Here is a 14,078-nt window from a genome sequence, read left to right on the forward strand (position 1 = left end):
AATGCTACATCCCCATATCCATGTTGGATTTATTGGTTTTTCAGAACCCATGACTTTACGTCAAAGACATGCAAGAATACGTTAAGCAAGTAAAAATCGTATTAACAAATGATTAAATTTTGTTAATCTTCTGATAATACATGTTATACATTTGGGATATCTAAAAAAAATGTTCCAAAAAATGCGAATATGATGTTTTGAAGAAACTTCTGGAGTCATTTTTTTGGTCAAAGTGTAATTAATTTAATAACGAACCTGATAACTCAAAAAGATTATGAAAGAACCTTTTTTTAAAAAGTTTATTTTTCTGCTGGCTTTTGTAGTATGTGCTTCGGGATATTCCCAACAACGTATTACTGGTACGGTTTCCGATACAGATGGGATGCCATTGCCAGGCGCCAATGTTGTGGTCAAGGGCACAACCAATGGCACAACAGCGGATTTTGATGGAAATTATGCGATTGACAATGTGCAATCTGGGGCCACTCTCGTGTTTTCCTATATTGGTTACACTACACGTGAGATAGCGGTCAATGGGCAAAGTATTGTCAATGCAAGCCTTCAAGAAGACCTTGAAAACTTGGATGAAGTTATAGTGGTGGCCTATGGAACCACTACCAAAAAAGATCTGACCGGGGCTGTTGGTGTGGTTAGTGGAGAGGATTTGGCAAAGTTCCCAACATCCACAATCGATCAGGCCCTTCAAGGTAAGACGGCAGGTGTACAGATTGTATCCAACTCAGGGGCGCCAGGTGCTTCCGTTGCCGTGAACATACGAGGTACGGGAACCTTTACGACCTCCACTCCTTTATATGTGGTCGATGGATATCCCACCCAGGACATATCTTTTTTAAACCCAAACAACATACAATCCATATCCGTACTTAAGGATGCTTCGGCCGGGGCCATTTATGGGGTAAGGGCGAGTAATGGGGTTGTGATAATAGAAACCAAAAAAGGTACCTCGGGAAGAGTGACCTTCGAAGTGGATACTTGGTCTGGGTTTAGGCTTGAGCCTCAATTTTTGGAAGTATTGGATGCACAGACCTTTGCTAACTTTGCAGTTGGCCTGTCACAGGAGAACAATGGTCCTGATGAGCCCAATGAGCAACTGAGCCCTTTTCCAGGTTGGAGCGATCCGAGCAGCCTTACCAATGTAAATTGGCAGGACTTTGCCTTTAACAGTGGTTTCAGGACCTCAACCAATATAACTGCAAGAGGTGGCGGGGAGAACTCCCGTTTTTCATTTACCGCGGGACTGATTGATGAGGAAGGAGTCGTGGTCGGTTCGTCTTATCGTAGATATAATGCAGGTTTGAACGGTCAGTTCGATGTGACGGATAAGTTTAGGGTCAAGGGGGATATTAAATATGCGTACACTGAAAGTGTAACAAAACTGAACCAAGGTTATTACAATATCGTTAAATTGTTGGGCAATGTGCCCCATTTGGCCGATGCCGATGCGGTTAACATGCAGGGAGGGACCAATGGGACCAACCTGCCTTATGATGGCAATGGCAATTATGGAGGTTTTCCGGATATTGCACTGCAAACCTTCCGTGGAAGCGAGAATGTTATAGGAAGGGCGCTTCAAAACGACCAAGAGAATGGTAATACCAATATCTTTGTGAACCTAGGGCTCGAGTATGACATTTTTGATGGATTGATGGCAAAACTTAATTTGGGAGGCAATTCAAACACGTTCTATTCCCAAGACTTTTTCCCAGAATATTATCGCAGCTCGGTGGCTGTCGATCTTCGTGGGGATGCCATTTTTGATGTCCAGACCAATTATAGCAATGAGTTCTTGGGTGAGGCTCTTTTGGAATATAAAAAAGAGTTTGGAAAGCATTCCATAAGTATTTTGGGAGGTATTTCAGCACAAAGAAACTATTTTAAACGTGTAAGGACCCGGGCCGCCGGTTTCTTGAACAATGAGATCCGTGATATTTCTCAGGCTTCCGATATACAAGCATTGGAAGGGTATAGGACTCGAAGGACATTGGCCAGTCAATTTGGTCGGCTGAACTACAACTTTAACAGTAAGTATTACGCCACGGCGACCATCAGAAGGGATGGTGTGGGAGATACATTTGGTCCGAACAACCTTTGGGGTGTTTTCCCTTCTTTTGCAGCTGGATGGAACATTGACGAGGAAGGCTTTATGGACGATAGCGTTTTTGATGTTTTGAAACTGAGGGGTAGTTGGGGTGAAACGGGTAGTTTCTTTGGAATAGATCCATTTCAGTTTGCGGTATTCTATTCTGCCGGAAATGCCAATAATGATGCCAACTACGATTTTGGTGGAACAACATCGCCAGGGCTTTATCCCTTGGTATTGCCGAACCCTGACTTGAAATGGGAGGCGCAGATACAGACCAATGTTGGACTGGAAGCCGAACTTTTCAACCGAAGTCTCTACATTACTGCGGATTGGTTCAAACGTGAAGCGTCCGATTTCCTTTTCCGGGAACCCATCCCAATACAAAATGGTTTTGGCTTTAGGGCTGTAAACTCTGGAAGTGTGGTCAACAAAGGGGTAGAACTTTTGGTGGGCCATCGAAAAAGTCAAGGGGACTTTACATGGGATGTTTCGGCTAATGTCACCTTTTTGGACAATGAAATAACGGAATTGACTTCCCAACAGGATTTTGTAGTGCTCAACTCGGAGTTCGTCCCCAGTTTCAGTACCGCCAACTTTTGGTTCGGTCTGACCCGATCTGAAGTGGGTGGTGAAGTTGGGTCCTATTATGCCTTTAGAGCAGATGGGCTTTATCAGACCCAAGCAGAAGTAGATGCGGACAATGCAAGTGCCCAAGCTGCTGGATTTGATTTCTACCAATCTGAAGATACCTCTCCCGGAGACCGGAGATTTAAGGATTTGAACGGTGACGGACGTGTTGATGGTGACGATAGGGAAATTATAGGAAGTCCGATCCCGGATTTCTTCGGTGGTTTGAACATGAACTTTAGTTATAAAAATTGGGATGTCGGTATCGATCTTTATGGTTCCTATGGTAGCGAAATCATGAATTTTGTGAGATTGGAACTGGAGACAGCAGGAGGATACGGTCTCGGTGATGCCTTTACCAATATTGGAAGGGAGTACTATGAAAAAAGATGGACCGGCCCGGGTACCACAAACACCTACGCCAGGGCAATCGGAAACGATGGTCAAATACAGAACGGCAGGGCATCGGACTATTTTATGGAAGACGGCTCCTTTCTGAGGTTGAGAAATTTAAGGGTGGGTTATAATTTGCCTACTACTTTGATTGAAACTTTGGGCATGAGCAGTGCCAGGGTATATCTGAGTGGTCAAAATCTTGTTACGCTTACCGGTTATTCAGGCTATGATCCAGAGGTGGGGCAAAATGCCGATATCAATGGGGTCAACAATGTCCAGACCAGAGGTATTGATGCTGGGCAATATCCTATTTCACCTTCTTTCACAGTAGGTGTTAATGTACAATTTTAAAAAAAATTGAGTTATGAAGAAAAATAAGTTTTTAGGAATTTTAGCTTTGATCATGGTCCTTGGAACCACGATCTATAGCTGTGATGATGAAATGTTGCAAGATCCCAAGACAGATGGGGTCAGCGATGCTACAGTGTTCACTTCGGAATCCACAGCCATTGCAACCGTGACGGGTGTCTATGACGCTTTTCAAGGCGCATATGGTGGTCCTGATGGTATACCAAATGAGTACAATACCAAAGCCATCCATACGATTGATAGGTTGACCCAAGATTGGAAGGGTAATGCTACGGACGAGGAATACAGGGATTTTGAGTTGAACCCTGACAATGAGATATCCAATAAACTTTGGCCGGTGCACTATTATGGAATTGGTCGGGCCAATGTGGTTTTGTACAATCTTCCGCCAGCAATTGAAGGAGGCTTCATTTCTGAGGATCTTGGAAGCAGATTGATTGGTGAGGCATTGGTACTTAGGAGTATATTTTATTATTACCTGACCGCTTCAATGGGAGGGGTACCTCTTATATTGGAACCCAATACAGGGGACTCTGATTTTTTTGCACCCAGAAATACCGAAGAGGAAGTATGGAACCAACTGGCTTTGGATTTGGAGGACGCGGCCCCAAGATTGCCATGGAGCTACGACATGGAAAAAGGAAGGGTTACCCGAGGTACGGCATATGCCATGTTGGGAAGCGTATATATGTGGTTGGGACGTTACGACGATGCCGTTGATGCATTGGAACAATTGGAGGGGCACTATTCCCTAGAACCAAACTATCTGGACATCCATGCGCTGGCCAATAAGAACGGTGTTGAGTCATTGTTCGAAATACAATTCAATGATGAAGGTAACCTAGGCTGGGAAAGAAATGAGGAAAAAACGTTTCTTCAATCCTTTAATATGCCCAATGAGATCAATGGGGGCTGTTACGGGGGAATTCCAACTGAGGCATTGTATGAATCATTCGAATCGGGCGACTTAAGGAGGGATTATACTATCATCCCCCCAGGGGGCGAACACCCAGATCCATTGATCAACATCTCGGACTATCCAAATGTTCAGGCCAATTATGGTGGAATCAATACCTGTGGTACGGTAGCCGAACCTTGGTTGGGTACAGATGGTTCCGTGGGAAGAACAGGCTATTATGGTGTAAAAACTTGGCGTAATCCGCTCATAAGTGGTTGGAACGGGCCGAACATCTTTGGTGGTCAAAACCACATTTGGTTACGATATGGGGAGGTTTTGCTAAGTCTTGCCGAAGCATATCATAAAAGTGGTAACGATGCCATGGCAATGCAAACATTGATGAGGGTACGTAATCGTGCTTGGGGCGGGACTGCCCCGACTCCAACAGGTGATATGATGGATATTATTTTGCAGGAATACCGCCATGAGCTTGGAGGGGAGTTCTCTCTTTGGCTCTGCTTGAGAAGGACAGGAGAAGTGGATTCATATATGCAGGATGTGTTCGGTATTACCATTCCCCCTGGGCGTGATCTTTTACCGATTCCCAGGACACAGATTGATGTTAACCCAAATTTGGAACAAAATCCTGGGTATTAATATTGATTAGTAATAAGATTTCAACAAGGACTTTGGATTGAATTCAAAGTCCTTGTTAGCTTTGGAAAAGCCGTTGGACTAAACGCTGTTTTATGAAAAGGATACACTTTCTTTTGGTTTTGGTATTGACCCTTTTTTCTTGTGGTGAAAAAGAACGGAATAACACCCTTCTTCAATTCAGCTTACTTTCACCTGTGGATACCGGAATCCCATTTTCAAATAATATCAAGGAAACGGATAGTCTCAACTATTTCACTTACCCCTATATGTACATGGGGGGCGGGGTTTCAGCCGGTGATATCAACAATGATGGTCTGCTCGACCTTTTTTTTACGGCCAATATGGAATCGAACCGACTCTATCTCAACAAAGGGAACTTCAAGTTTGAGGATATTACCGAGCGTGCCAATATTGCTGGTGATGGGAGATGGTATACCGGGAGTACCATGGTGGATATCAATAATGATGGCCATTTGGACATCTATGTAAGCGTATCGGGAAAAGGAGAAAACCGTCAAAATGCACTTTATATCAATAATGGTGATTTGACCTTTTCTGAAAAAGCCGCTGATTATAACATTGACCATAACGGTCATACCACCCAAGGCTCATTTTTTGACTATGACAATGATGGGGATCTGGACCTGTACCTGGCCAACTATCCACCCACACAGTTCAACAGCCCTGTGGAACTCTATGCCTTTAGAATGAAGAACCCAAGGATTGAGGCATCCGATATCTTGTTCAGAAATGATGGAGATGGTTCCTTTACGGATGTGACCGAGGAGGCTGGTATATTGAATTTTGGACTTTCCCTGAGTGCAACGACCGGGGATTTCAACAACGATGGTTGGCAGGACATCTATGTTTCAAACGATTTTGATTCACCCGATTATTTCTATGTAAACAACCAGGATGGGACTTTTAAGGAGGTTTCCCGAAATGCCCTAAACCATACATCCCAATACGGTATGGGAACCGATGTTGCCGATTACAATAATGACAACCTTCTCGATATCGGACAGATGGATATGACCCCAGAGGACAATAAAAGATCAAAAGCCAATATGGGCAGTATGAACCCGGCCCTTTTCAATAGGATGGTGGGTTATGGATTGCACCACCAGTACATGCAAAACAGCCTTCAATTGAATCGTGGTATGGATGGGAGTGGAGAGTTAAGGTTCAGTGAAGTTTCCCGGATATCCGGATTGGCCACAACAGATTGGAGTTGGGCCATTCTTTTTTCAGATTTGGACAATGACGGTTGGAAGGATGTCTTTGTTTCAAATGGATCCCGAAGGGATATCAACAATAAGGATTACTTTAAAAAATTGGATGTGAAATTGAGGTTCAATAAAGCACTCACATCCGACGAGATTGAAAATATTCCCTCTGAAAAAATCAGCAACTATGTTTTTGCCAACAATGGCGATTATACCTTTGAAAATGTTACAAGGGAATGGGGCATGGACAATAAGACCTTTTCCAACGGGGCATTGTATGCCGATTTGGACAATGACGGTGATATGGATATGGTCATAAACAACATTGATGAACCGGTATCCATCTACAGAAACAATAACCCACGCAACCATAATTTTATGAAGGTCAAACTTGAGGGAGCTCCAGAAAATAAGAATGGATTGGGCTCACGCGTGTTCGTAAACACCAATTCAGGTGAACAAATGCAGGAATTGACCCTTACCAGGGGGTTTCAATCTTCAATGGCACCCGAGTTGGTTTTTGGCTTGGCCGACCAAGAGTTGGTGGAAATGGTGAAAGTAATTTGGCCGGATGGAAAAGTGTCCCGTATGCAGGCACAGAAGGCGAATCAAGTCCTGACCTTTGACTATCATCGGGATGCGCAAAAGGCCGAGGGTAGGGATGTACCCGGAAAAAGGGTCTTTAGTACTCTTCCCTTGGACAAATTGGCCATTGACTTCAAGCATACAGAAAATACATATGATGACTATGAAAAAGAACCGTTGTTGCCCCATCAGACATCAATGCTCGGGCCTGGTCTGGCCGTTGGTGATGTCAATGATGACGGGCTACAGGATTTTTATATCGGAGGCGCATCGAAACAGGCAGGAGCCATGTTTTTGCAGACTGTTGACGGTAAATTTGTAGCTGCAAACGAGAAGACTTTTGTATCGGATTCGGAAGCCGAGGATATGGATGCGGTCTTTTTTGATTCGGACGGTGACCATGACCTTGACCTATATGTGGTGAGCGGAGGAAATGAGTTTGCAGATGGTGCAATGTTGCTTCAAGACAGACTCTATATCAATGATGGAATGGGGAATTTCACAAAATCAAAAAAAAGTCTGCCCCAAATGTACACTAGTGGATCAAAGGTGAAACCCGCTGATTACGATGGGGATGGAGATTTGGATCTGTTCGTGGGTGGGCGGTTGACCCCTGGAAAATATCCATGGCCCGCCAAAAGTTACCTGCTTGAAAACAAGGGAACCTTTTTTGAAGATCGCACGGAAAACCTGGCTCCGGATTTTGGGAATTTGGGTTTGATCACCGACGCCGTATGGACCGACTTCGATGCCAATGGGACCATGGATATCATTATTGTTGGGGAATGGACACCTATTCTGTTTTATTCAAATACCGCGAACGGTTTCATCAATGTAACCGATAGTACGGGCTTGGAAAATACTGAAGGATGGTGGTTCAGTTTGGCACAAGCGGATTTTGATAATGATGGTGACATGGATTATGTGGCCGGGAACCTTGGTTTGAACTATAAGTATCAGGCATCCCCGGATGAGCCGTTTGAGGTCTTTGCGGATGATTTTGACAACAATGGAAGTAAGGATATTGTATTGAGCTACTACAATTTCGGTGAGGTTTTTCCGGTTCGGGGAAGATCCTGTTCTTCGCAACAGATTCCTTCGATAACCCAAAAATTTGAGGACTATAATTCCTTTGCCTCAGCTGATTTGGTTGATATCTATGGGAAGGAAGACCTTGATTCGGCGGAAATCCATTATGCAGCGAAAACCTTTGCAAGTAGTTATATAGAAAATTTGGGCAATGGAAGGTTTTCCTTGCACAAGTTGCCCAATGAGGCGCAATTCTCATCCGTGAACGGTATTTTGGCAATGGATATTGATGACGATGGTTTCAAGGATTTGGTCTTGGCTGGAAACCTTTATGTCTCTGAGATAGAGACCCCAAGGAACGACGCATCCTATGGCACATACCTCAAGGGTGATGGAACGGGAAAGTTCCATGCGTTGCCAAGCATGGAAAGTGGACTTTTTATCGGTGGAGATGTGAAGGACTTGGCCCATATGGAAGTGGATGGGGAAAAATTCATGATCGCAGCAAAAAACAATGACTTTCCACAATTTGTAAAGTTGGTCAAAGGCAAATGAAGTTCATTCACACTATATAATAGGATTGAATAACCAAACGAAGTGTAAATACTGTTTTTTTTATCGCAAAATGATTAAAAAGTATCAAAACCTACAAATGTTAAAATTTATATTTGTAATTGAATTGTTAAAGTGATTTTTTTTGGTATTTGATACTTTGATATTCTCTTTAAAATACGGTGAATAGGCTAGGAGGGAAAAAGAATGAAAAACATGTGTTCCGGTTCAAATAAGGTTTTTTATGGCCTACTTGGTTTTCTTGTACTGATCATGCAATCCTGCAGTTCCTATAAAAAGTTTGTCGATCAAAATACCTCCCTTACCGATAAGACCCCCACTTTAGGAACTAAGTTGTTATATCATAAAGTAAACAACATAAAGAAAGTAGGGTATGCTTTTGGCCATCAAGATGCCTTGGCCTATGGGATTGGATGGAAAAACAAGGGAAATGTCTTCAAGAGTGATGTCCAGGATGTTACTGGTGACCATCCCGCCATTCATGGTTTTGAAATTGGGCATATAGAAAAAGGCAGGGTCCAAAATTTGGACACGGTCAATTTTGACCTGATGAAAAGCCTCATTCGAAAAGCCCATCAAGAAAAGGGAATAGTGACCATTAGTTGGCACCCCGATAACCCTGTTTCCCAGAAGAGCGCGTGGGATACCACCGAAGCTGTAAAGTATGTACTCAAGGACGGGCCATTGCATCCAAAATATAGAGGGTGGCTTTCCCGAGTGGCTGATTTTTTAAATGACCTAAGGGATAAAAAAGGGAACCTGATACCGGTGATATTCAGACCCTATCATGAAATGAACGGCAGTTGGTTCTGGTGGGGGGAGGGCAATTGTACTTCAGCGGAATATCGGCAACTTTGGCGCGAAACTGTTGATATCTTAAGCAACGAATTTGATGTACATAATGTGTTGTATGCCTACTCGGTAAATACTTTTCGGACAGTGGAGGAATACTTGAAATATTATCCTGGGGATGCCTATGTGGATATTTTGGGAGTGGATATATATCAGCATGGTACCGTGGAGGACTTTGTTGAGGCCCTAAATACAGATCTTGCGATATTGAAGAAAATAGGAAATGACAAAAATAAACCCTTCGCACTTACGGAGGCCGGGTTGAACAAAGTCCCTATTGAGGATTGGTGGACACGGATTTTGGATAAAAACATTGCCCAATATGATATTTCTTGGGCCCTGTTTTGGCGGAATGCATGGTCAAGCCACTATTTTGTCCCCTACTCAGGAGCAACAAGCAGCTCCGATTTTGTGAAATTCAAAGAGCTTCCCCATGTATTGTTTTTAAAGGATATCAAAAAAATTAAATGAAGGTTAATTTCTGAATATCTACCATAAATCCCGACTATGAGAAATAATGTTATCATCCCAAATTTCCCGACAAAATATCATAAACTCTTTAAAGAACATCAAAAATTGGTGGATAGAAAAAATGTGATGGACGTAAAGACCAATGGAATCTATAATAGGTACAAATATCCGATCATCACAGCTGAGCACATTCCCATCCACTGGCGCTATGATCTGAACATGGAGACCAATCCGTATGGTCTGGAAAGGATCGGTGTCAATGCTGCCTTTAACGCCGGGGCCATTAAATGGAACGGAAAATACGTTTTGGCCATAAGAGTGGAAGGGGCTGACAGAAAATCTTTTTTTGCATTTGCCGAAAGTAATAACGGTGTCGACGGTTTTACATTTTGGGACAAGCCAATGATACTTCCCCAGAACGAGGAACCTGATGTCAATGTCTATGACATGCGTTTGGTGAAACATGAGGACGGTTATGTCTATGGCATTTTTTGTACGGAAAGAAAAGATCCAAAGGCTTCCGCAGGTGATACATCCGCAGCGGTGGCCAATGCAGGTATCATACGATCAAAGGACCTCAAAAATTGGGAGCGGCTGCCAGACCTGATATCAACGGCAAAACAACAGCGCAATGTAACACTGCATCCAGAGTTTGTAAATGGAAAATATGCAGTGTACACTCGACCGCAAGATGGCTTTATCCTTACCGGGTCAGGTGGAGGTATCGGACTTGGCTATGTAGATGACATGACCAATCCTGTGGTCAAGGATGAAGTCATTGTCAGTAACAAGGAATACCATACCGTCTATGAGTTAAAGAACGGACAAGGACCGTCGCCCATCAAAACCCCTGATGGATGGCTCCATTTGGCCCATGGAGTCCGCAATACCGCTGCTGGATTACGATATGTGCTATATATGTTCATGACAGGCCTTGAGGACATCACGAAGTTAGTCCATAGGCCCGGGGGGTATTTAATGGCCCCCAACGATCAAGAAATCATAGGTGATGTCGGGAATGTACTTTTCTGTAATGGATGGGTTGTTGATGACGATGGCAAGGTCTTCATCTATTATGCTTCTTCCGATACCCGGATGCATGTGGCGACTACAACAATCGATGTTTTGGTGGATTATTGCAAGAACACCCCTGAGGATAAATTGTATTCCAATAAATCGGTCGAGGCCATTATTGATTTGATTGACAGAAACGAAGGATTGTATTAGTTCCAAAATAAACCCTCAAAAAAAGGGCAAGTATAAAGAAACAAAAGCCCAAAAATGGAATCCCATTTTGGGCTTTTTAAGGGTCAGTGTTTAGGAAAAATCAGCAGCTAATTCTAGTCGTTGATCAGAGAGATAAAACTTGCCCCTTCCAATTCCACTATGGCCAAGCCATTTCGGACTGATACCGTCCTGATGGTTTCAAAAGACTTCTCTTGATTTGTAGTATAGATCTTTAATCGTTTGATACGATTGGGGATTCCGGTGATGGTGGCATTTCTTGTGGCCCCTTTATTGACAAGATGAACGGCCAATTTGTTCTTCCTTGAACTTAAAAAGGCGGCAGGGGTCACAAGATCTTCACTGGAGGTTATTGGAATTGCTTGGAGCCCCTTTGGGGTGCTCCCCAACTGTTTTAAATTGAAGAATCTCTGAGTGGGATACAGGTCCTGGGAGTCGTTACCGAAGATTCCTCCCCCTGACATGGGTGAGTAATCCGATGTCAATTGCCATTGTAGGATGGTCAACGGCTGTGATATGTTCAATATTTTCAAATACACATCAATTTCATCCAATGCGTAGGTCGGCTCTTCAAAAATCTGTGGATAGCGCCAAGCCCCGGCATCTATGCTCCCCTCTCCAACAAATAACGGCACCCCCACCCGTTTGGAAATGTCCGACCATTTCAACAGATTTTCGTCGGTCCACCCTCTCCAGGAGTGAAAAGAAACCCCTCCGATGTAAGGTCTTGTCTCTGGGTCTACGGAGGCGATGGTGGTAAACTTCCATCCATTGGCATCTGCGGTATCCCCCAAAAGAAACTTGGTATCCACCCCCTGGGACCTGAGGAATGTTCCCAACTCCTTTATCAATATATTGTGTTCTTCCGCTGTCTGGCGGACATCTATTCCCAAATCTGACTCATTAAAAGAAAACATGGCCGTTTCCACATCATAGGCCTCTTCCAAATACTTTATGTAGTCCGTAATAGATCTATAAATGGCCATTTTTTTGCTTTGGTCCAATGCATTGCCCCGTGTTCCGTCCGGGTTGGCCCCGCGTACCCTTTCTCCGATGATGGCCCAATCGGGAGGGAACCATGCTGCCAATATTACCGGGATTCCCATTTTGTCCAAGCGTTGTGCCATTTCCATGGCTTCCCTTACTTTTGGATGAAGGTTTCCATTTTTGGCCTCCTCAATGGGATTTTTGGAGAGGTCTGGGTGCCATTGTCTCCAAGGCATCTCAACCCTAGACCATGAAACCCTTAGATTATCCAGGCTATAGTCGATGACCTGAGGATCCATTCTAGGGTTCTGTAACCTAAAATTGCCTCCAATCCCATCAAATTTCTCCCCTAATTGATCAGGAAAAACTTCGAGCTCAATGGGGGATGTATCTATCACACCCGATGCGCTTATCGTGAAGGTATTGCTATATTGGGTATGGGCAGGTATTTGTCCACTGGCCAACCCAAAGTTGAGCTCTATTTTTGGGTGAATGGAATCCAGGGCACGAATGCTCACCTCAGTTGGTTTTTCAAAAAAAATGTTCAATTCCCGTGTTGGGGAAGTTACCTTCACTGACGTGGATGGGGCCTTATAATCAGCACCATCAAATGATTTATTGATATCGGCTAAATGGAATTGGGATGGGGTTTTGATGGCAAATTCGGTATCCGACCCAAATTCCTCGGGCAATTCAATTCTAAAGTAAGCGCCATTGATCAAAGTGTCAACGGTTGAGGAAAAATCAATCTGTACAACAGTTGATTCCTTTGGATTGGAATACAGGGTTTCCTTCCATAGGATGCTGTCCATGGCATATGAAAAAACTTTTTTATCCACCTCCCTTTTAAAGTCAATGCGTTGACGCTCCTTTCGGGTGGCCCTTTCCTCGGAATTCTGGTCGACCAAGACCAAACTGGACCTGAACTCCATCAATTGATTGTCAATTCGAATGCCCGTGATGTTTCCCCATGTCGTAAATTCGGTCTGGGAGAATCCTGATAATGGCATCAATGCAACAATAAATAGTGTAAAACAATATTGTTTAGTGCTTGTTGGTAAACTGTATCTCATCTTTTGTAATTGTTTTATCATAACCATAGATCTCTTTGACCCGTTCCGGGGAGTTGGCGGTTTCAATCCAATTGGACCAAACCATGAACCAGGACCATTTGGGTTGCGCTTTCAAGACCAATGGTCTCGGTAATTGGCCAACCTCACCCAAGGCAATGGGCTTTCCCTTGGCGAGTTTTACCAATTGATCATAATCTTTTTGTTCATAATCGCCATGGTAGACATCGGTGGCCAATATATCCACATACTTGTGTCCTGGATAAAAATCCTTGTAATCATAGGCTTGGTCCCCAGGTATGTCCCTTGGTCCGTTGGCATTCCAAACCCAGATCAAATTGTTCAATCGGTGATGGTTCACCAATCTGTCATAGAGCTGTTTCCAGAGCTTGACAAAACCGTCTTTCCCTTTTTTATTGCCCCACCAAAACCAACTGCCATTCATCTCATGATAAGGCCTCCAAAAAATGGGGACCTTGGCCTCCTGTAATTTTTTAAGGTGTACGGCCACTTGGTCCACCTGCTGCGTCCACCTTTGGTACAACTCGGTACCAGGGGTCAGCATATCGTCCCACTCCTTCTTACTGATTTCCCCTTGTACGCTTTCTCTCCAAGAAAAGGGTGGGTCATGTTTTGGTTGCCCTACGTGCCACATCAGGGTTACAATGGCCCCTTCGTGATATTTATCAATGGCCTCTTTTACGATCCGCTCTCCAGGATCATCCTTTCCATTCCAGTAAAAATCCGTTCCCCAGACCGCAGGGGCCTTTCCGGAGATTTCCTTGGCCTTGTTGTAAAAGGAGCTTGGGTTTTCATTATAACTGTGCTGTCCGGCCAGGATTTTCCCATCCAAGGAATGGATGTAATCCAAAAGCACTTTGACCTCTTCCGTGGCATTCCTATTGACCGGGCCGTATTGGGCATTCACTATGGACAATGCCAATAGAAGTATGGTAGAACATATAATTTTTGTCATTTTTATGTTGTTG

At 43.8% G+C, this 14,078-nt stretch carries 7 protein-coding genes; 5 read left to right on the plus strand and 2 right to left on the minus strand.

The genetic code is table 11. The annotated features are described in order from the left end of the window. The first annotated feature begins 274 nt into the window (after window positions 1-274). From J0X14_RS07835 to J0X14_RS07855, 5 genes are all read left to right on the plus strand, one after another. The gene (locus tag J0X14_RS07835) at window positions 275-3,478 is read left to right on the plus strand and encodes a SusC/RagA family TonB-linked outer membrane protein (protein WP_207097202.1); all 3,204 of its coding nucleotides are present in this window, start codon (window positions 275-277) and stop codon (window positions 3,476-3,478) included. 13 nt (window positions 3,479-3,491) lie between these two features. Further along, window positions 3,492-5,051 (plus strand): RagB/SusD family nutrient uptake outer membrane protein, encoded by a 1,560-nt coding sequence (locus J0X14_RS07840; protein WP_207097203.1) that lies wholly within the window; start codon window positions 3,492-3,494, stop codon window positions 5,049-5,051. A 92-nt stretch (window positions 5,052-5,143) separates the two neighbouring features. Further along, window positions 5,144-8,446: a VCBS repeat-containing protein gene (locus tag J0X14_RS07845; protein ID WP_207097204.1), complete on the plus strand. Its 3,303-nt coding sequence runs from the start codon at window positions 5,144-5,146 to the stop codon at window positions 8,444-8,446. Between the two features lie 204 nt (window positions 8,447-8,650). Continuing rightward, window positions 8,651-9,787, plus strand: a complete 1,137-nt coding sequence (locus tag J0X14_RS07850) for a glycoside hydrolase family 26 protein (protein ID WP_207097205.1) — start codon at window positions 8,651-8,653, stop codon at window positions 9,785-9,787. 36 nt (window positions 9,788-9,823) lie between these two features. Beyond that, entirely contained in the window at window positions 9,824-11,014 is a 1,191-nt protein-coding gene (locus J0X14_RS07855) for a glycosidase (RefSeq protein ID WP_207097206.1), read from the plus strand. Window positions 11,015-11,127: 113 nt separating this feature from the next. On the opposite strand, the gene J0X14_RS07860 is transcribed toward J0X14_RS07855, so the two are convergent. Together J0X14_RS07860 and J0X14_RS07865 are read right to left on the minus strand one after the other, a co-directional pair. After that, a complete protein-coding gene (locus J0X14_RS07860; protein ID WP_207097207.1) occupies window positions 11,128-13,092 on the minus strand; it encodes a hypothetical protein in 1,965 nt (654 codons plus the stop codon). Further along, a complete protein-coding gene (locus J0X14_RS07865; RefSeq protein WP_207097208.1) occupies window positions 13,064-14,065 on the minus strand; it encodes a glycosyl hydrolase in 1,002 nt (333 codons plus the stop codon). Before J0X14_RS07865 ends, J0X14_RS07860 begins: the two co-directional genes overlap by 29 nt. Between the last annotated feature and the right edge of the window lie 13 nt (window positions 14,066-14,078).

The organism is Allomuricauda sp. CAU 1633, assembly GCF_017313225.1.
GTDB lineage: Bacteria > Bacteroidota > Bacteroidia > Flavobacteriales > Flavobacteriaceae > Flagellimonas.